The sequence below is a fragment of the Labilithrix sp. genome, from assembly GCA_019637155.1.
Taxonomy (GTDB): domain Bacteria; phylum Myxococcota_A; class Polyangia; order Polyangiales; family Polyangiaceae; genus Labilithrix.
This window is the reverse complement of the sequence record JAHBWE010000008.1, coordinates 243,669-263,035: the sequence shown is the minus strand read 5'-3', so window position 1 is coordinate 263,035 and position 19,367 is coordinate 243,669. Positions and strand designations below refer to the sequence as shown.

Annotated in this window: 19 protein-coding genes and 1 pseudogene; 17 read left to right on the top strand and 3 right to left on the bottom strand. The window is 69.1% G+C overall.

Translation table 11 applies throughout. The features are described 5' to 3' along the window. The first annotated feature begins 221 nt into the window (after nucleotides 1-221). Both KF837_18895 and KF837_18890 read left to right on the top strand, forming a co-directional pair. Complete coding sequence (locus tag KF837_18895; GenBank protein MBX3229393.1) at nucleotides 222-869, top strand: hypothetical protein; 648 nt, start codon at nucleotides 222-224, stop codon at nucleotides 867-869. 576 nt (nucleotides 870-1,445) lie between these two features. After that, on the top strand, nucleotides 1,446-2,225 hold the full coding sequence (locus KF837_18890) for a Uma2 family endonuclease (protein MBX3229392.1): 780 nt from the start codon (nucleotides 1,446-1,448) through the stop codon (nucleotides 2,223-2,225). A 49-nt stretch (nucleotides 2,226-2,274) separates the two neighbouring features. Here KF837_18890 and KF837_18885 read toward each other — a convergent pair whose 3' ends face one another. After that, a complete protein-coding gene (locus KF837_18885; protein ID MBX3229391.1) occupies nucleotides 2,275-2,895 on the bottom strand; it encodes a hypothetical protein in 621 nt (206 codons plus the stop codon). A gap of 270 nt (nucleotides 2,896-3,165) precedes the next feature. Between KF837_18885 and KF837_18880 the strand changes: the two genes are divergently transcribed. The 10 genes from KF837_18880 (at nucleotide 3,166) to KF837_18835 (ending at nucleotide 14,642) form a co-directional block, all read left to right on the top strand. Continuing rightward, a complete protein-coding gene (locus KF837_18880) occupies nucleotides 3,166-4,038 on the top strand; it encodes a hypothetical protein (GenBank protein MBX3229390.1) in 873 nt (290 codons plus the stop codon). Between the two features lie 45 nt (nucleotides 4,039-4,083). Further along, nucleotides 4,084-5,394, top strand: a complete 1,311-nt coding sequence (locus KF837_18875) for a hypothetical protein (GenBank protein MBX3229389.1) — start codon at nucleotides 4,084-4,086, stop codon at nucleotides 5,392-5,394. 23 nt (nucleotides 5,395-5,417) lie between these two features. Then, nucleotides 5,418-6,683 (top strand): protein kinase, encoded by a 1,266-nt coding sequence (locus KF837_18870; protein ID MBX3229388.1) that lies wholly within the window; start codon nucleotides 5,418-5,420, stop codon nucleotides 6,681-6,683. Then, nucleotides 6,680-7,405 (top strand): methyltransferase domain-containing protein, encoded by a 726-nt coding sequence (locus tag KF837_18865; protein ID MBX3229387.1) that lies wholly within the window; start codon nucleotides 6,680-6,682, stop codon nucleotides 7,403-7,405. The genes KF837_18870 and KF837_18865 overlap by 4 nt, the downstream gene beginning before the upstream one ends. Before the next feature lie 38 nt (nucleotides 7,406-7,443). Then, nucleotides 7,444-10,608 carry a PDZ domain-containing protein gene (locus tag KF837_18860; protein ID MBX3229386.1) on the top strand — a complete coding sequence of 1,055 codons (3,165 nt, stop codon included), beginning with the start codon at nucleotides 7,444-7,446 and terminating at the stop codon, nucleotides 10,606-10,608. Between the two features lie 5 nt (nucleotides 10,609-10,613). Continuing rightward, the gene (locus tag KF837_18855) at nucleotides 10,614-11,051 is read left to right on the top strand and encodes a hypothetical protein (protein ID MBX3229385.1); all 438 of its coding nucleotides are present in this window, start codon (nucleotides 10,614-10,616) and stop codon (nucleotides 11,049-11,051) included. 37 nt (nucleotides 11,052-11,088) lie between these two features. Beyond that, nucleotides 11,089-11,805, top strand: a complete 717-nt coding sequence (locus KF837_18850) for a pyridoxine 5'-phosphate synthase (GenBank protein MBX3229384.1) — start codon at nucleotides 11,089-11,091, stop codon at nucleotides 11,803-11,805. After that, on the top strand, nucleotides 11,802-12,194 hold the full coding sequence (locus KF837_18845) for a holo-ACP synthase (GenBank protein ID MBX3229383.1): 393 nt from the start codon (nucleotides 11,802-11,804) through the stop codon (nucleotides 12,192-12,194). The genes KF837_18850 and KF837_18845 overlap by 4 nt, the downstream gene beginning before the upstream one ends. Beyond that, nucleotides 12,191-13,816, top strand: a complete 1,626-nt coding sequence (locus KF837_18840) for an NAD(P)H-hydrate dehydratase (protein MBX3229382.1) — start codon at nucleotides 12,191-12,193, stop codon at nucleotides 13,814-13,816. The genes KF837_18845 and KF837_18840 overlap by 4 nt, the downstream gene beginning before the upstream one ends. A gap of 241 nt (nucleotides 13,817-14,057) precedes the next feature. Then, on the top strand, nucleotides 14,058-14,642 hold the full coding sequence (locus KF837_18835; protein ID MBX3229381.1) for an RNA polymerase sigma factor: 585 nt from the start codon (nucleotides 14,058-14,060) through the stop codon (nucleotides 14,640-14,642). Here the strand turns inward: KF837_18835 and KF837_18830 are convergent, their stop codons facing one another. Next, the gene (locus tag KF837_18830) at nucleotides 14,643-15,194 is read right to left on the bottom strand and encodes a cob(I)yrinic acid a,c-diamide adenosyltransferase (protein ID MBX3229380.1); all 552 of its coding nucleotides are present in this window, start codon (nucleotides 15,192-15,194) and stop codon (nucleotides 14,643-14,645) included. Nucleotides 15,195-15,333: 139 nt separating this feature from the next. Here KF837_18830 and KF837_18825 point away from each other — a divergent pair, with 139 nt between their 5' ends. The 5 genes from KF837_18825 (at nucleotide 15,334) to KF837_18805 (ending at nucleotide 18,434) form a co-directional block, all read left to right on the top strand. Beyond that, nucleotides 15,334-15,537: a hypothetical protein gene (locus tag KF837_18825; protein MBX3229379.1), complete on the top strand. Its 204-nt coding sequence runs from the start codon at nucleotides 15,334-15,336 to the stop codon at nucleotides 15,535-15,537. A 77-nt stretch (nucleotides 15,538-15,614) separates the two neighbouring features. Beyond that, the gene (locus KF837_18820) at nucleotides 15,615-16,220 is read left to right on the top strand and encodes a hypothetical protein (GenBank protein MBX3229378.1); all 606 of its coding nucleotides are present in this window, start codon (nucleotides 15,615-15,617) and stop codon (nucleotides 16,218-16,220) included. A gap of 2 nt (nucleotides 16,221-16,222) precedes the next feature. Next, entirely contained in the window at nucleotides 16,223-16,594 is a 372-nt protein-coding gene (locus KF837_18815) for a hypothetical protein (GenBank protein ID MBX3229377.1), read from the top strand. Beyond that, complete coding sequence (locus KF837_18810) at nucleotides 16,591-17,817, top strand: hypothetical protein (GenBank protein MBX3229376.1); 1,227 nt, start codon at nucleotides 16,591-16,593, stop codon at nucleotides 17,815-17,817. Before KF837_18815 ends, KF837_18810 begins: the two co-directional genes overlap by 4 nt. Continuing rightward, the gene (locus tag KF837_18805; GenBank protein ID MBX3229375.1) at nucleotides 17,814-18,434 is read left to right on the top strand and encodes a hypothetical protein; all 621 of its coding nucleotides are present in this window, start codon (nucleotides 17,814-17,816) and stop codon (nucleotides 18,432-18,434) included. Before KF837_18810 ends, KF837_18805 begins: the two co-directional genes overlap by 4 nt. On the opposite strand, the pseudogene KF837_18800 reads toward KF837_18805, so the two are convergent. Then, nucleotides 18,431-19,249 (bottom strand): annotated as a pseudogene (locus tag KF837_18800) (TerC family protein). The gene KF837_18805 and the pseudogene KF837_18800 overlap by 4 nt on opposite strands. Nucleotides 19,250-19,367 lie beyond the last annotated feature (118 nt).

Genomic DNA, 19,367 nt, shown 5'->3' with positions numbered 1-19,367 from the left:
CTCGACCGGCGTTTGCTTGCGCGCGAGCAACGCGAGCTCGGCGCGAAGAGCGGCGCGAGCGCCTCGGTCGAGCGACGCAGCCACATGTCCACGTCGCCAGTAGCCGTCGCGGCGTAGGACGCCTCGACCGCCGCGATCAGCGCGTTCATGACCCGCGAGGATATCCCTTCACCGGCGGTGGAGGTTGCGGCGGCGCGCAGATGCCATAGCCTCGCCGGCCGATGGATACCCGAGACTACATCGCCGGCGGTCAGCTCGAGACAGACATTCAGACGCTCCTGAAGGGCAAGATGCAGAAGGGCGACGCGGCCGCGCCGCCTGAAGCGTTCCTCGCCAAGCTGCCGGCGGACGCACGGCGCGCGTTCGACGCGTTGCACGCGCGGCTGAAGAACGGTTCGTTCCCCGAGCTGTACGACTTCAACGTCGAGTGGGGCCATGACACGAGCGAGTTCCGCAACGTCGAGCCCGACGCCTTCGCGATGGCCAACGACGGCGCCGGCAACTACTGGCTCGTCTGCCCCGACGGCACGGTGCGGACCTGGTGTCACGAAGAGGGCGGGCTGATGGAGGACCACAACGGCTTCACGTCGCTCGATGACGCGTTCGCGTGCTTCGTCCGGTACGCCGCGGTGCGCGAAGAGAACGTGAGCCTCGCCGAGGTCCGCGGCGTCTTCGAAGAGAGCGTCCGTTCCTCGTCACACCCGGCGAAGGCAGCACAGAGCTCCTCACCGAAAGAGGTCGGCTGGGGAGCCAGCAGCTCACATCGGTCGTCACCACCGCAGCGCGAAGTGGCCAGGCAGGCGAAGATCGCGGCCTGCTCGTGCCGAAGCACGCGGCCCTGCCGCTCGCAGAGCGACGTGTCGTACTGATGCTCGCCGCAAGAGCTCCGGTGTTCGAGCATACGAACGCATGCATCGCGGACCTCCACGTCGAGGTAGCCCGTGACGACCGGGTCGAACGATTCCTCGACGCAGGTCTCGCGGTCGTCCTCCGTGCAGGGGCTCCCGGCGCAAATCGAGTTGCATAGTCCGGAGGTATACGGAGCGAGGTCCATCGTCTCCATCGCGAGTGACATGCACTCGGAGCATTGCCGTCGCGACGTCTCGTAGCGCTGGTCGCAGAGGTTCCGCACGCATGTCGTCTGGAAGGTGATCGTCTTCGTCGGCTGCGTCTCGATGAGCGTCACCTCCTCCGAGCACGCGAGCAGGGTGGACAGCAGGAAGACGACGAGAGCGATACGGAGCATGACGCGCGGGTCGGCCGCGTCTCTGCACCGGTTGCGCACTTTGTTTGGGGCTCGAGGTGGCCCCTGGCCTGGCCCTGGCCTGGCCCGGCCATAGGGTCACGGGCTCGAAGTGTGCGGGATCGTTTGCGCCGAGATGCGGCATGCGTCGTGCTGCGACTCGCGTGTGGTCGTTGGGGCGGATAAAGTCGAGGGCATGGGCATGTCGTCCGTGAAGTACCTCCGTCCCGTGCGGCCGCTGCACTTCCCGTGCAGCGAACCGGAGGACGAGAAGGTGCCCCAAGGCCGCCGTCATCATCATCTGTGCAACGCGCTCTACCAGATCATCCGCGCGGCGATCCCGATCGAGAGCGGAACGCTCGGGGCCGATCAATACGTGTACTTTCAAGCCAACAACCCGAAGCGATGCCTCGCGCCGGACGTCTTCGTGAAGGCCGGTGTGCCCGACGGCGAGGACTTCGACTCGTGGATGTGCTGGGAGCGCGGCGCGCCCGACGTCGCGTTCGAGGTGCTGAGCCCGAGCGACAGCTACGAGCGGTGGACCCTCCGCCAGAAGCTCGCGCGCTACGCCGAGGTGGGCGTGAAGGAGCTCTACGTCTTCAACGTCGACGCGAAGGAGGGCACGCGCCTCCGCGCGTGGGACCGGAAGAGCGGTGACTTCGTCGAGCGCCTCGTGAAGAAGGAGCGCACGCGCTCGGCCATTCTCGGCGTCGAGCTCTACCTCGACGCCGTGTATGCGGAAGGGAAGACCTACCCGTGCTGCCTGCGCGCCCGACGCATCGTCGACGGGACCACGATCGTCTTCCCGACCGCCGACGAGCGCGCCCGCACGGCGGAGGAGAAAGCGCGCGCGGCGAAAGCAGCGGCGCGCGCGGCAGCGGCGAGCCAGCGAGAAGCAGAGGCGAGCCAGCGAGAAGCAGAGGCGCGCGTCGCGGCGCTCGAGGCCGAGCTCGCGCGGCTGCGTGAGGGCGGAAGGTCGTGAGGATCGTGATGCGCGCGGCGCTCGAGGTCGAGAGCGCGCGGTTGCGCGGTCACGGGAGCTTGTAGGGGTTCGCCGGGAGGGCGACGGTCTTCGCGTTCGGCGTGCGCTTGCCGATGAACGGCGTGCGGCGGCGCGCGGCGGTTGGCTTCGCGCTCGCGGTCGACGCCTCCGAGTCGCTCGCGATTACGGTCTCCGGTGCGGTGATCGCGACGGCGGGCTTCGCGTTCGCGTCGGCGCGCTCTGCGTTCGTGTTCGCGTTCGCGTTCATGTTTGCGCGCGCGGTCGTCGGCGGCTTCGCGTGCGCGGGGGCCTTCGCGTGCGCGGAGGCGTCGGGGAGCGCGATCGTCATCGCGACGAACGCGCAGAGGCCGACGAAGAGACCGATGAGGACGAAGAACGCGAGGCTCGACTTCGTCGGCGCCTCCGCGCCCTTGCGGAACGACCTGCCGCCGACGCGCACGGTCGGCTGCAGCCGCGACTCCTCCGCGCTCACCATGCGCGGAAGGACCGGCGACACCGCGTGGTACGCGTCGCTCTCCGTGAACGGGAGCGCCGGCTCGGCGACCTCGATGAGGTCCTCCGACGTCGGGAGCGAGAACGAGACCGCGCGCGGGGTCCGCGGCATGCCGAGCGCCGGAGCCTGGAAATGACGCGGGAGATCGTTCGCCATCATGAAAGCCAGTAATGGCAGGAACGATGCCAGCGGTCGCGGGCGGGGGCACTGCGCGCGACGTTGCACAACCGGCGCACGCCACCTCGGTTTTTCCGCCCTCTCGTGCCGGTGCAGCGGTCTTCAGCAGCTGGGGCGGACGCAGCCACCGGGGATCGACGCCTTGGGCGGGGCTTGACCCGCCGTCGCCGTGACTGCGCGTCGGGCTGCGCAAACCGCGCCCGCCGTGCGCAGCGGACGCGTGGCCTGCCGACTGCATCCCACATCGACATGCACCTCCGCTTCGCGCCTCTTCTCATCATCGTCGCCTTCACCGCGTGCGCCGAGCTCGAGCCGGAGGCCGAGCCCGAGGGCGAGGCGAGCGAGATGATCACCCGCGGTGAGAACGGCGAGACCTGCAAGCGGAGCCGCTACAACTGCTCGCTCCGCGCCGGTGGCCAGCGCGTGCGCCGCGCCGACGGCGGCGAGACGTGGGCGGTCGATCCCGCGAAGAGCCCCGTGCCGGTCGTCGACGGCAACGGCGAAGAGATGGGTCGCTCCACCTTCTCGAAATTCACGCTCAACTACGGGCAGTCGCGGCGCATCGACGGCGTCCGCTACGTCTACGCGCTCAGCACCGGGCTCGCGTCGGGAGGGTGGGTGCCGATCGATGCGTTCGCCGATCGCGAGGCGCTCGCGAAGGCGATCGGGAAGATGGACGCGAAGGGCGCGAACCTCTCGCCGATGGCGTGTTACGAGATCGGGACGACGTACCCCGCGCGCCTCGACACGCTGAAGGTCGTGCGCGGCGCGAAGGAAGGGGAGGCGAAGGAGCCGAACGACTACCTCCCGCAGGTCCGGAAGAACGGAGAGGTCTACGGCACGCTCTCGTTCAACGTGCCGGGCGACGATCTCGGCGGCGCGAACACGGACATCTTCCCCGCCGGCACCAAGTTCCAGCGCCTCAACGTGCCGACCGCGGAGGGCGCGCCGTCGCTCGACGCGAAGCTCTACGCGCGCACGAAGGGCACCGACAAGTACACGACGCCGGCGGGCGCGATGAAGTTCATCTACGGCTACGTCACGTCGACGACGGGCGAGGTCCGCTACGGCTGGGCCGCCCTCGACGGCCTCGAGGTCTCGAGCGACTGCGACCCACGCTGAGCGAAGCCGGTTCGCTCGAAAACCCGCCTGATGTAGAACGGAGGCGTGTCGCGCCGGCACCTCTTCCTCGCGCTCTCGATGATTCTTGCATCGTGCAAGGATTGCGACGAGACGCCGAAGCCCGGGGCCGACGCCGCGCCCGCGCCGCCGCCGCGCGCGAGCGCCGACGCCGACGCCGACGCCGCGCCGCCCGCGCCCGTCGTCGACGCCGCGCCGCCGAGCGACGCCGCCGCGTCGGTCGACGAGCCGTTCGGCGAAGCGGGCGCCTCCGCGTGCCGCCTCGTGTGGGGTCCCGCCGAGCAGCCGTTCCGCGGTCCGGCCGCGCTCGACGTCGCGGGGCACGAGCTCCGCATGATCGTGAACGACGGCGGGCGGCCGCGCGCCTTCTCCGTCGCGATCCCACCCGTGCCGCCGAAGAACACGCCGCCGTTCGTGCCGCCGCGGCCGACGGCGTTCGTCGGCGTGCGGTGGCCGGGCTGCGAGCTCGCGGGAAAGTTCGTGTACTGCCCCACGACCGGCGGCGAGATCACGCGCGCGACGCTCGGACCGAACGGTCCCACCGACGTGAAGACCGTGACCGGCGCGAAGGCGGCGGCGAGCACGCGCCTCGCGGCCGCGCCGCTCGGGGCGGACCACTCCGTCGTCGCGTGGCTCGAGAAGCACAAGACGACGGAGGGCGACATGCTGCAGGCGTTCGTGTCGCTCGACGATCGCGTCGGGCAGCGCCTCTCCGACGAAGGCGCGGGCGCGACCACGATGCGCTTCTTCGCGCGGAAGGGCACGAAGGCGCGCCCCGCCGACCAAGCCGTCGCGGTGTACCTCGACACGCGCACGGCGATGGTGCCGATCCACGCGCGCACGATGACGCTGAAGGAGAGCGAGCTGAGCCTCGCGCCCGACGTCGTGCTCAGCGTCGGCGGCGTGCCCGAGCGAGGGGTCGACCTCGAGGTCGCGCCGATCGGCGAGCGTGCGCTCGCGTTCATCCCGATGCCGCGCGACACGCTCGAGTTCGGGATGGCGATGGTCGCGGTCGACGATCCGCCGAAGGAGAACGTCCCGACCAAGTGGTCGCTCTACCCCAACGGCCTCGATCCCGCGCCGATGGGCGCCGCGCCCTCGCGCGACGGCAAGACGGCGTGGATCGTGCGCATGCGTCCGCGCGAGAAGGCGGTCGGCTCGCCGAAGATCCTCGAGCTCGGGAAGGTCGACGCCGACGGCGCGTTCGCGTCGCTCGGGGAGATCGCGGTCGCCGCGCACGTCACGGACGTGCTCGTGATCGAGGACACCCTCGGCGCGGTGTGGATCCTCTACGGCGACTCGACCATCACTTGGCTGGAACGTCGCGCGTGCGACTGAGGTAGACTGGGCCATCAGGTTCCGTGTCCGAGTCGACCCCCAAGACCATCTTCAAAATCGGTGAGCTCGTCTCGGACGCGTACGAGATCAAAGCCGTCCTCGGCCGCGGCGGCATGGGGCAGGTGTTCGACGCGCAGGACGTCGGGCTCGTGCGCCGCGTCGCGATCAAGGCGAATTTCGCGGACATCGAGGCGCAGTTCTCGATCCGGAACGAGGCGCGCGCGCTCGCGGCGATCAAGCACCCCGGCGTGGTGGGGGTGTACGCGCTCGGTGTCCACGAGGGCATCGACTACATGGTGATGGAGCACGTGTCCGGCTTCACGCTGGCGCACCACCTCGATCGGCTCGGGTCCACGACGCCGATCGCCGAGCGCATCGACGTCCTCGTCGCGATCGCGGACGGCATGGCCGCGATCCATCGCGCCGGCATCTCGCACGGCGACATCAAGCCGGAGAACATCCTCCTCGCCGCGTCGGGCCGCGTCGTCTTGATGGACCTCGGCCTCGTGCGCGCGCACTACGAGCCCGATCGCGGCATCGTCGCGGGGACGCCCGACTACATGGCGCCGGAGATCTTCTCCGGCACGCAGCTCGGCACCGAGCGCCACCTCGCCGACGTCTACGCGTTCGGCGTCCTCGCCTACCGCGTGCTCGCGGGCGCGCTGCCGTACACGGGCAAAGACCCGGTCGACGTCCTGCTCGCGCACGCGGACGCGCCGGTGCCGAAGCTGTCCGACGCGGTGAGCGTGCCGAAGCGCCTCTCCGAGCTCGTCTCGTCGCTGATGGCGAAGGAGCCGAACGATCGCCCCGTCTCGATGGACGCCGCGGTGTGGCAGCTCCGCACCGCGAAGGAGGAGATCCAGCGCGGCACGAGCGCGAGCGAGGGCGGGCTCTCCGTCCTCATCGTCGACGACGACGTCGACATCGCGCGCCTCGTCGCGATGTACGTGAAGCAAGCGGCGCCGGGCGCGGAGATCATCCTCGCCGCCGACGCGCAGCAGGCGCTCGAGCAGTTCCGGAAGAAGCCGCCGCGGCTCGTGTTCCTCGACCTCAACATGCCGCGCATGAGCGGCTTCGAGCTCTTCACGTACCTCCGCGGCGCGAACCTCGTCGAGGCGTCGACGGTCGTGGCGATGAGCGCCGGAGGATCGACGAGCGACGTCGGGCTGATGCTCGAGCTCGGGGCGCAGGACTTCATCCCGAAGGGACCCGAGCTCCGCGGGCGCGTGACGCGCATCGTGTCGTCGCTCGCGGCGTCGAAGACCAAGCACCCGGGGCCAGGCACATGACCGACCACGAGACGCGTGCCTATTACGACGAGTTCAGCAAGAGCTACGAGAAGCACCGCCGCCCGAACCGCGCCGCGGGCTACCACGCCCTCGTCGACGACCTCGAGATCGAGCTCACCGCGCGCTACGGCACGGGCAAAGACGTGCTCGAGTGCGGTTGCGGCACCGGCCTCCTCCTCGAGCGCATCGCCGAGCACGCGCACAAGGCAGTCGGGATCGACCTCTCCCCCGGCATGCTGGAGCTCGCGCGGAGCCGCGGGCTCGACGTGCACGAGGGCAGCGTCACCGCGCTCCCGTTCGACGACGCGACCTTCGACGTGACGTGCTCCTTCAAGGTGCTCGCCCACGTCCCCGACATCGGCAAGGCGCTCCGCGAGATGGCGCGCGTGACGAAGCCGGGCGGCGTCATCCTGGCCGAGCTCTACAACCCATGGAGCTTCCGCGGCCTCGCCAAGCGCCTCGGCCCGGCCGGCAAGATCAGCGATAGGACGCGGGAAAGTGCGGTCTACACGCGCTTCGACTCGCCGCTCGACGTGCCGAAGATCATCCCACCCGGTACGCGCGTCGAGGCCGCGCGCGGGATCCGCATCGTCACGCCGGCCGCGATCGCGATCGACATCCCGCTCGTCGGAGGAATGTTGCGCAGCGCCGAACGTTGGCTGTGCGACACGCCTGCCGCGAACCTGGCTGGGTTTTATGTCGCCGTAATTCGTAAAGCCTAAAAACTTTTCCGCGCGACAGGTGTTTATACTGGAAGTCCATGCGTCTTCCCTCGCGCGCACTGCGGTTCGTTGCGCTCTTTGTCTCCTTCGGGATCGCGAGCTGGCTCGCCATCCACCTCCACGGAGGAGGGCTCTGGGACGGGCTCGCACCCGCGGTCGCGAGCACCGGCGATCCGAAGCACCACGCGGGGAACTACGACCTCCGGCAGCTGAAGGTCGTCAACGAGGTCCTCAAGAACGTCCGCGACAAGTACGTCGATCCGAAGCGCGTGAAGCCGAAGGACATGCTCTTGTCCTCGCTCAACTACGTGCAGCGCGACGTCGCGCAGATCATCGTCATCCACGAAGAGACGTCGCCCACGGTGACGGTGCGCGTCGACACGCAGGAGAAGACGTTCCGCGTCGACAACGTGCTCGGCCTCTGGGACGTGTCGGCGCGCCTCCGCGAGGTCTTCGACTTCGTGCAGGAGAACCTGAAGGGCACCGAGGTCGATCTCCGCGAGGTCGAGTACGCGGCGTGCAACGGCATGCTCCACACGCTCGACCCGCACTCGGTGCTGCTCTCGCCGGAGGCCTACAAGGAGATGAACCTGTCGACGAGCGGCCAGTTCGGCGGCCTCGGCATCGTCATCTCGATCCGCGATCAGCAGCTCACCGTCATCAACCCGATGCCGGGCACGCCCGCCTTCCGCGCCGGCGTGAAGAAGTACGACCGCATCACGAAGATCGGCGGCGAGTCGACGCTGAACATGGGCCTCAACGAGGCGGTGCAGCACCTCCGCGGCGCGCCCGGGAGCAAGGTCACGGTCTGGATCCGCCGCGACGGGCCCGAGGGCTGGCAGACGGCGCGACCGTTCGAGCTCACGCGTGAGGTCATCAAGGTCCAGAGCGTCGAGTCGAAGAGCCTCGGCGACGGCATCGGCTACGTGCGCCTCAAGCAGTTCCAGGCGAACACGGCGAAGGACCTCGACGAGGCGCTCGCGGGCCTCCGCAAGAACGGCGAGATCAAGGGCCTCGTCCTCGATCTCCGCTCGAACCCCGGCGGCCTCCTCGAGCAGGCCGCGCGCGTCGCCGACAAGTTCCTCACGAGCGGCCCGATCGTCGCCACGGTCGGCAACCCCGGCGCGGGGGAGGACCGTGAGGAGAAGGTCGCGCACCCGGAGGGCACCGAGCCGAACTACCCGATCGCGCTCCTCATCAACGGCTCCTCGGCGTCGGCCTCGGAGATCGTCGCGGGCGCGCTCAAGAACCACGAGCGCGCGGTGCTCATCGGCGAGACCTCCTTCGGCAAGGGCTCCGTCCAGCTCGTCTTCACGGAGCTCCCCGACCGCGCCGCGCTGAAGCTCACGATCGCGCAGTACCTCACCGAGCCGGGCGACATCTCGATCCAGGGCACCGGCGTGACGCCGGACATCGAGCTCGACCCGATGACGGCGGACAGCCAGGAGATGGACCTCACCGTCGACACCGGCTCGATCAAGGAGCGCGACCTCTCGCGCAGCCTCGTCAACGCGCGGATCAAGGAGGGCCAGAAGCCGTCCGAGGTCGTGCGCTACAACCTGCCCGAGTCGCTGCGGCGCGAGCTCCGCGATCGCGGCGGCGATCCGGACGAGGTCCTCGGCAACGACTTCCCGGCGAAGGACTTCCCGGTGAAGTTCGCGCGCGACCTCGTCGCGAGGGTCCCGCACGGCAAGCGCCTCGAGCAGGTGCGCGCCGCGAAGGACCTCATCGCGCAGACGCGCTCGAGCGAGCTCGCGAAGGTGTCGGCCGACCTCCAGGCGCTCGGCATCGACTGGAGCGACGCGCCCGCCGACGTGCCTTCGTCCGCGCCGGGCTCGCCCGCGCCGCCGGTCGAGGTGAAGCTCGAGACCGATCGCGCGAACAACGAGGTCACCGCCGGCGATCCGATGACGCTCAAGGTGACGGTGACGAACAAGGGCACCGTCCCGCTCCATCGCCTCGCGGCCGTGACCAAGAGCGACAACGGTCTCTACGACAACAAGGAGCTCGTCATCGGCAAGCTCGAGCCGGGCAAGTCGAAGACGGCGAGCATCCCGCTCGGGTGGTGCGAGGTCGAGGGCCACAAGGTCGGCTCGACCGCGCCGCTCCCGAAGGACGCGCCGCGCGTCTGCAAGATCCCGCGCGACACGTTCTCGCGCCAGGACGGTATTAGTGTGAAATTCGACGAATCCCGCGGGCGCAACCCGGCCGCGCAGGACATCCGCGTCGCGGTGAAGGCGCTCGAGCGGCCGGTCTTCGCGTACAGCTACCAGATCGCCGACGTCCGCAAGGGCAACGGCGACGGCAAGGTGCAGAAGGGCGAGCACCTCACGATGTACGTGAGCGTGAAGAACGTCGGCAAGGGCAAGAGCTACGAGACGCAGGCGAACCTCCGGAACCTCTCCGGCGACGGCCTCCTCCTCCACGAGGGTCGCTTCGACATCTCGAACATGCAGCCGGGCGAGGTGAAGAAGCTCACCTTCGCGTTCGACGTCGAGGCGCCGCTCGCCGATCCGGAGGCGAAGGTGGAGCTCTCGATCGCCGATCGCGATCTGCGCGAGAACGTGATCGAGAAGGTCCGCATGCCGATCGCGGTGCCGTCGTCGCTCACGAACACGAGCGGCGCGATGAAGGCGCGCACCGGCGGCGCGACGCTGCTCGAGTCGCCGGAGCCGGGCGCGCGCGCGTTCGGCCGCCTCGGCGCGGGCACGGCGGTGCACGTCACCGCGACGGTGGGCGAGCTCACGAAGGTCACGCTCGGCGACAACCGGTTCGGCTTCGTGCGGACGGCGGAGCTCGAGTCGGGCGGTCAGCCGGCCGCGGTCGTCGCGTTCGAGGAGCAGATGCGGCGCTTCCCGCCCGCGGTGGAGATCCAGCCCGTCGCGCTCTCGGTGCGCGACGACAAGGTGCAGATCAAGGCGACCGCGACGGACAACGAGAAGATCCTCGATTCCTACGTCTTCGTCGGCAACAAGAAGGTCTTCTACAAGTCGAACCGCAACGGCCAGGACCCGAAGAAGCTCACCTTCGACACGACGGTGCCGCTCCGTCCTGGCGTCAACGTGATCACCCTCGTCGCGCGCGAGAACGTCGACACGGTCGGCCGCAAGACCGTCATCGTCCGCCGCGACGGCCCGAACGGCGAGATCCTGCAGACGCCCAAGACGGAAGACGAAGGCGACGGCGGCGGCGGAGACGACTGACGGTCGTGATCCGCGCGGTGGTGTTTTCGGTGCTCCTCGCGGCGTGCGCGAGCCGAGAAGACACCGGCGGCTCCGTCGCGGTCGCCGTCGTTCACGACGGGGTCTGTCCGTTTCCGGCCTGTTCGTGTCCGGCGAGCTGCTTGCCCATCCACGGCTGGGTCCGTGACGACGCGGCAGGCTGTACGCATGCGAAGGTCGTCCTCGGCTGCCTCGACGTGACCAGCCTGACCAGCGATGGGCCATGCCATCGTCGCGTCGAGGACGCGCTCCTCGTAACGGCCCCCGGCTCGGCGATCGCCAAGGTGAAGAGGCTTCGGTCGGAGCAAGGGCTCTCGGAGGGCTGGGAGGCGTGCACCTTGGAGGAGTCCGAGAGAGTCGGACCGCCCGAGTGCGAGGGCGCAGTCACCGAGGGGCGTTGGTGCACCTCGAGCTCCACCAACTGAGCGGGCAACGCACGGCGCGTGCTAGCGTGCGCGCGTGATGCGGCTCCACATCAACATCGACCACGTCGCCACGCTCCGGAACGCACGCGGGACGAAGTACCCGGACCCCGTCGCCGCGGCGCGCATGTGTCTCGCGGCCGGCGCGCACGGCATCACCGCGCACATCCGCGAGGACCGGCGGCACATCAAGGACGACGACGTCGCGCGGCTGAAGGCGGAGCTCGCGGGCGCGGCGCTGTTCAACCTGGAGATGGCGGCGACGGACGAGATGGTCGCCATCGCGCGGAGGACGATGCCCGACGTCGTCACGCTCGTGCCGGAGCGGCGCGAGGAGCGCACGACCGAGGGCGGCCTCGAGGTGGCGCGCTCCGCGCCGGCGCTCTCGCGGCACCTCGCGCTCCTGAAGGGCGCCGGGATCAAGGTGAGCCTCTTCATCGCGCCGGACCTCGAACAGGTGCGGGCATCGCACGCGTTAGGTGTGGAGCAGATCGAGCTCCACACCGGCGAGTACGCGCACGAGAAGGCGGGTGAGCTCGATCGTCTGCGCGAGGCGGCGCGGGTCGGGCACGAGCTCGGGCTCGAGATCGCGGCGGGGCACGGGCTCACGACGGAGAACGTGCCGGCGCTGATGGCGATCCCGGAGATCGTCGAGCTCAACATCGGTCACGCCGTCGTCGCGGACGCGGTGTTCATGGGCATCGGCGAGGCGACGAAGGCGATGCTCGCGGCGATGAAGAAGGGGAGGGCCGCATGATCGTGGGGCTGGGGATCGACGTCTGCTCGATCGATCGGATGCGAAAGGCGCTCGAGCGTCACGGCGATCGCTTCTTCGCGCGCATCTGCACGGAAGAGGAGCGCGCCGACCTCGCGGGGCGCGACGTGGCGACCTCGCTCGCGGGGCGGTTCGCGGTGAAGGAGGCGTTCGCGAAGGCGCTCGACGGCGCGCGCGGAGTGGGGTGGCACGAGGTGCAGGTGCGCCGCGCGCCGAGCGGCCGGCCGACGCTGGAGCTCTCCGGCAACGCGGTCACGAAGATGAAGGAGTTCGGCGCCGAGTCGTGGCACGTCAGCATCACGCACGACGCGGGCGTCGCGGTCGCGGTCGTGGTGCTCGAGGGCACGCCGGTGGGGAGGCTCGCGCCGTGATCCCGGTCCTCTCGCGCGATCAGATGCGCGCCTTCGACAAGCACGCGATCGAGGCGTGCGGCGTGCCGAGCTTGCTCCTGATGGAGAACGCGGGCCGCGGCGCGGCGGACGTGATCGAGCGAGAGGCGCTCGGCGGACGCGCGGCGGGCGCGCGCGTCATCGTCGTCGCGGGCACGGGCAACAACGGCGGCGACGGCTTCGTCGTCGCGCGGCACCTCCTCGCGCGCGGCGCGAACGTGGAGGTGTGGCTCGCGGGCGACGCGAGGAAGCAGACGCCGGACTGCAAGGCGAACCACGAGGCTTGGGCGGGGATCGGCGGCGTGACGAAGACGCTGCCGCTCGGCGGCGACTCCGCTTCGCGCGGCGATGCCGCCCTCGTCCGCGCGCGACCGCGAGGGGCGCGCTCCGCGAAGGTGCTGGGCCCGGCGGGGCCCGGCGAGGTGACGTTCGACGCGCTCGGCCCCGCGCTCGCGGCGGCCGACGTCGTCGTCGACGCGCTCTTCGGCACGGGGCTCGATCGCGCGATCGCGGGCCCGCTCGCGAAGCTCGCCCTTGTGCTCGTCGCGCTGCACGACGGCGGACGCGGCGTGCGCGTCGCGGCGCTCGACGTCCCGTCGGGGCTCCATGCCGACACGGGCGTTCCGCTCGGCCCCTGCATCGAGGCCGACCTCACGGTGACGTTCGCGCACCTGAAGCTCGGCCTCGTGACGGGGAGCGGCGCGGCGAAGGCGGGCACCGTGCACGTCGTCGACATCGGCGTGCCGCCGTCGCTCGTCGACGCGCGCGCGGCGTCGCTGGTCGAGTCGAGCGACGTCCGCGCGCTGCTCGCGAAGCGCGCGGTGGACACGCACAAGTACCGCGCGGGCCACGTCGCGCTGTTCGCCGGCTCGCCGGGCAAGACCGGCGCGGCGCTCCTCGCGGCGCAGGGCGCGCTCCGCGGCGGCGCGGGGGCGGCGACGATCGTCTCGAGCGCGGCCGACGTCCTCGAGGCGTGCATCCCGGAGGTCATGGTCGCGCGCCTCGACGCGAAGAAGCTCGCGCCGGTGCTCGCGAAGAAGGCGGCGGCGCTGATCGGTCCCGGCTTCGGCACCGACGCGGGGGCGCGCGCGGTCGCGTCGTCCGTCCTCAAGTCGTTCGAGGGCCCCATCGTCGCCGACGCCGACGCGTTCACGCTGTTCGCGGGCAAGCCGTCGGCCTTCGCGGTCGCGAAGACGACGCCGATCCTCACGCCGCACAGCGGAGAGCTCGGCCGACTCCTCGGCGTGGAGGCCTCCAGCATCGACGCGAACCGCTTCGCCGCCGCCCGCGACGCGGCGAAGCAGACGCGCGCGGTCGTGCTCTTGAAGGGCGCGTACACGGTGGTCGCCGCTCCGGACGGCCGCGTCGTCGTGAGCGGCTCGGGCTCGCCGTCGCTCGCGACCGCCGGCGCCGGCGACGTGCTCGCGGGCCTCATCACCGCGCTCGCCTGCAGCCTCCCACCGTTCGAGGCCGCCTGGGCCGGCGCCTTCCTGCACGGCGTCGCGGGCGCCGCGTGGTCGAAGGAGCGCGGAGATCGCGGGATGCTCGCAGGTGAAATCGCCGGCGAGCTCCCGGGCGTCATCGCCGCCCTCCTCGCCAGCTGACGCCAGCTGACGCGCGCCGTCGCGCGAAGGGGCCCCAGAAGCGGCCGCGCCAGCGGTTGCGAAGCAACCCTCGCGCAAAGCGCGAGGGCCGTGTCTGGGGTGGGGTGTCGGGGCGAAGCCCCGACGTTGAGTAAGAGCGTGTTCCTGGCCACGCATCGCGTTCCGGCGGACACACGCGGGCGTGTCCGGCGCGCGGATCCCGTGGGATTTTCGAGGTTCGGTGGATGGCACCGTGGCTGCAATGGTCCTGCTCCCGAGGACACCCGCAATGCCGACCAACGCCGTTCGTACCGCTTCTTCGTCGACCACGCTCGTTGCCCACGACACGAAGTCCCTCGCGGAGGGATTGTGTGCGCTTCTCCCCGAGCTCCGCGGCCGGGCGTGTCGCCTCGCGGGCGACCCGACGACGGCGGACGACATCGTGCAGGACACGGTCGAGCGCGCGCTGAAGTTCTCGGCGCAGTACGAGCGCGGCACGAACCTCCGCGCGTGGGTCTATCAGATCCTCTTCTCGGTCTTCGTCACGCGCTACCGCCGCTCGCGTCGCGAGAAGAACGCGCTCCGCGTCCTCGCGTCCGACCCGTGCGCGTGGACGATGCCGGAGCGCTTCTCGCCGCCGGACGCGACCGCGCCGCTCACGCCGACGACGCAGGGCAAGCTCGACGCGCTGCCCGAGACGTTCCGCACCGTCCTCAAGCTCGTGGACCTCGACGAGCTGACGTACCGCGAGGCCGCGAACGAGCTCGGCGTCCCGGTCGGCACCGTGATGAGCCGCCTCCACCGCGGCCGCAAGCTCCTCGCGACGCAGCTCCTCGAAGCGGCCTGATCAGCTTTTCCGCGGATGCCACGGGACGTCTTCGACGTTCGCCGTGGCGTTCGCTTTTCGCGCGAGCACGAACAACAGATCGCTCAGCCGATTGAGGTAGATCACGACCTCGCCGCGCGCGGGCGCGTCATCGAGCGCGAGGACCGCGCGCTCGGCGCGACGACAGATCGTGCGCGCGAGGTGGAGCGCCGCCGCTTGCGCGCTGCCGCCGGGGAGCACGAACGTCTTGAGCGGCGGGAGCCCTTCCTCCGCGTCGTCGATCGCCTTCTCGAGCCGCGCGGCGTCGCCGGCGTCGAGGAGCTGCATCGAGAGCTTCGCTTCCTTGCCCGGCACGCACGCGAGCTCCGCCCCGAGCGTGAAGAGATCGACCTGGACCTGCGCGAGCACGCCCTCGGTGAAGGCCTCGAGCTTCGCCGCCCGCGCGACCCCGAGCGCCGCGTTCAGCTCGTCGACGGTCCCATAAGCCTCGACCCGCAGCGACGCCTTCTTGACCCTCCCGCCGCCAAAGAGCCCCGTCGTCCCATCATCCCCAGTCTTCGTATAGAGCTTCACCGCGCCAGGATACGCCGGAATCTCGCGAAGTTACGTGCCTTCGAAGAAAAGACGCAACCTGCCCCTCCGCCGACCGAACAGGCACCACCACGCGGGGAAGAGACCGCGCCAGAACGGGAGATATGAAGCGATGAATGGAATGACGCTGGAGATGCTCGAAGCAATGGTCGAGCAGCAGGACTGTGAGCTCGACGCTGCTCGCGCGAACCTCGAAGACTTCGTCACCGAGAACCCGAACGCACGGTTCGAGATCCCGGCGTCGTTCCTCGCCGAGGTCGAGCGCGTGTCTCTCCCGCGGATCTCCGCGGGGGTGTCCACCTTCAACTTCGCCCTGCGCGCCTGACGGAGATCGGTATGACCGCGATTAATGGCACGTCCACGACTCCGGTTCGGGATCTCAGTCTCCTCGGCGGTGGGGAGATGGCAGCCTTCGACGGCGATGTACTGCTCGCGTACTGCTCCACGCAGCTCAACGACTTGAACGGTGAAATCAAGGCGCGGATGAACACGCAGCAACGCGTCCGCGACGCCAAAGCGGCACTCAACAAGCTTCAGCAGATGCTCAATGGCTCTAAGGGCATCGACCCGAACGATCATGCGCAAAAACGGCAGATCCTCGAAGCGTACGCCGACGTCCTCAAGCATTTGCCGCCGGGCACGGCGAAAGACGGTGTCATCGCGTCGCTCCAGCAATTCCGATCGACGGCTTGCTACAACGACGGCCCGGCTCCCAAATGGGTGGAGGACAAGCCCGGCGTGTCGGGCACCTCGGAGAGGAACGGAATCGCCGCGGACATCTCGGTCGCTAACGTCGGTGGTCGCAATCGCGTCAATGCCGATGAGCTGAAGGCGCAGGTCAAGCCGCTTGGCGACATCAGCGAGGAGCTCGGCAAGACAGCGGAGCTCGAAATGATCATCCTGCAGCAGCTCGTATCGCAGCGGCAGCAGGCGATATCGATGACGACCAACATGATGAACAAATGCTCGCAAGGCACCGAGGCGATCGCCGGGAACATCGGTCGCTGATCATGACCACGCGAACGACGGAAGGACTCTACGCGACCGGACACTGGCTCCTGACGAGCGCTCGCTACGCCGAGGCCGCCCAGGTGTTTCGCGCGATGCTCATGTCTTACCCCGCGGATGAGCGGGGGTGGCTCGCGCTGGGCGCTTGCCACGAAGCCATCGGCCAGCATCGCATCGCCGTCGAGCTCTACGGCGTTGGCGCGACCGTCGCGAGCTCGACGATTCGGTGCGCGATCGCTCGTGGTCGCGCGCTGCGAGCCATTGGTCGAGACGACGACGCGGTGGAGGTCTTTTCGGCCGCGCGAGAGCTCGCGTTCGAGCAGAGTGAAAGCGAGCTCGCCGCGCTCGCCGCCGCGGAGCTCGTCGTTCGATGACGATGTCGGTCCCGGAGACGATGCGTGCGAGCGTGACGAACGCGGCGACGCCTGGTCCGACCGAGACAGATGCGAGCGCCTTCGTTCTCCTGCCGCCTCCTGCAGACTCGTTGGATGGTCTCGCCGCGCTCTATTTGATCTTCGCCGAGAACAACCATCTCGAGTCGAAGGCGGCCATGACGGAGATTGCCGCGAAGCAGGAGGCGCGCCGTGCTGCCCGCGAAGCTCAGGAGGCTGCCCTCGCCGAGGCCGAGAAGGCGCAGCAAGAGCAGGGCGGGTTCTTCGATGCGATGGGGATTGGCAGTCTCGTCGGAATCGCAACGGCCAACCCGTTGCTCGTCATGGCGGACGTGAGCATGCATATGAGCCGCCTCACGCCCGACCTCCTTCGTGATTTCGAGAAGGACAACGCCGAGTCCATCGAGCTCGCCACGAAGTTGTACTGCGTGACCATGAACGCAGCGGCGCTGGAGGACGGCCTCGTGACGCCGGAGGCCATGCGTGCGGCGATCGCGATCGGCGGACTCCTCGTTCAGGAGACCGAGGTGCTTGGCAAGGATGCGTCGGCCTGGGTGGGGACCGGAATGACGCTTGGGTGCAGCGTCGACCGCGGCGCCGCTGCGATGGCGCTCATCGCCGACAAGGACAGCGCCGTCGCCGACGAGATTCGTGAGGTCGATCGCGAGTCACTGAAGTACACGAAGTGGATCGCGATCGCAGGAATGGCCGTTGCGGCGGGAGCTGCCATCGTCGGCTCCGCCGGTACCGCGACGGCCCCGGTCGTACTGATCGGCGTCGCGCTGTCCGCCGGTGGATTCGCCATTCAGGAAACGAAGTGCCTCGATCCGCTGATCGGAAAGAACGCCTCGATGTGGATCGGCGGCGGCATGATGCTCGGCGGCGCGGTGCTGACGGGTGTCGGCGCGGCCGGCGCAGCTCCGAAGGCGCTCGCGATGGTCGGGACCGCGGTGGAGGGCGCGGTCCAAGTTCACGGAGGCATGCATCGAGTCGAGAGCGCTGCCGTGCGGCACGAGGTCGATGAGGCGCACATCATCGCGCAGAAGCACATGAACAATGCACAACGACTGATGCGGCAGGTCGATCTCATCATCGACGAGCTTCGCGAGAATGCGCAGACCTACCGCCGGATCGCCGCGGCCGTCCAGGAAGTGACCGAGACCGAGTCGGAGACGCGACTCATGAGCATGGGAGTGCGAGCGTGAACGAGACCACTGGAATTCGAGAGACGCCCAACGTAACCGCGGTCGGACCTGGCGAGGATGTCGATCATCTGCCGGCGCTCGCATTGGACGACGCACCGCTTCTTCCGGAACCCCACCTGTTCACCGGTGACATTGGTGCCGATCTCGCGATTCTGCTCGTGCAGGCGGCGCAAGACGACAAGGAGATCTCCGAAGCGATTCGTGCATCCGAGGAACAGCTCCAAGTGGCAGCCGAGACGCGCCAAATCGAGGCGATGGAAAGGAAGTCCGACGGTGAGTACGCGGCTGGAATGATCGGCGGTTTTTCGACGGCCGGAGCTGGCCTGCTGTCGTTCGGGGGTATCAACAAGCCCGACACGAATGCGTTCAGCTCGAGCGCCAAGAGCGTCGAGGGAGCCGGAAAGATCGCGTCGACATGGCAGTCCGGAAAGGCCAGCAAAGCGGACATCGACGCCACGCACCAGGGACACCTCGCGGCTCGCCACGGCCGGGCCGCGAGCGACGCTCGCGATGACGCGAAGGCCTCCGGCGAGCTCATGGACCGCATCACCGACCTCTACAAAGAGTACCTTCGCACGAAAGCCGAAACGCAGAAGGCGGCGCTCCTGCGCGCTTAGGCCATGCTCTGGCGGGTTGGGTTGGCTTCGTGTTCCTTTTTGAGCTCGGCCTTCTTGGCGGCGTCTTTGCTCTTGCGGACGCGCATGTTCAACAGCTCGACGATGAGGGCGAAGACCATCGCGACGTAGATGTAGCCCTTGTTGACGTGGGTGCCGGCGCCTTCGGTGAGGAGGAGGACGCCGATCATCACGAGGAAGGTGAGGGCGAGCATCTTGAAGGTCGGGTTCTCGTCGACGAATTTGGAGATGCGGCTCGCGAAGGTGGCCATGAAGGCGACCGCGACGAGCATCGCGGTGACCATCACCCAGAGCTCGCGCGCCATGCCGACCGCGGAGATGACCGAGTCGAGCGAGAAGACGAGGTCGAGCAGGACGATCTGCGCGATGGCGCCCGCGAACGACTTGTTCTTCGCCTTCTCCGCGATCTCCTCCTCCTCGCCGCCCATCGTCTTCTTGTGGATCTCGACGACGCTCTTGCCGATGAGGAACAGGCCGCCGCCGAGGAGGACGAGGTCCTTGCCCGTCACCGCGTCGACGTTGTGGCTCTCGACCCAGCCGTCCGGCACCCAACCGATCGAGGACCAGTGGAAGAGCGCCGTGTCGAGGCCCATCACCCACTTGATGCCGGCCAAGAGGCCGAGGCGCGCGACCAGCGCGAGACCGAGGCCGAGGCGCCGCGCGAGCACCTTCTGGTGCTCCGGGAGCGTCCCGACGACGATCGAGAGGAACACGATGTTGTCGATCCCGAGCACCACCTCCATCAGCGTCAGCGTCAGGAGGGAGAACACTTCGCTCATGCCGCGACGTTACAGCACGCCCGCGACCGATGCAGCGTCGTTCGGGCGCGCCCGCGCTCCGAGGCGCCGCGGGTGGATGATGCACTTCGGGCGAAGCCCGCGGCCTCCCGCCGGGACCCCGAAGAAGCCGCCCGTT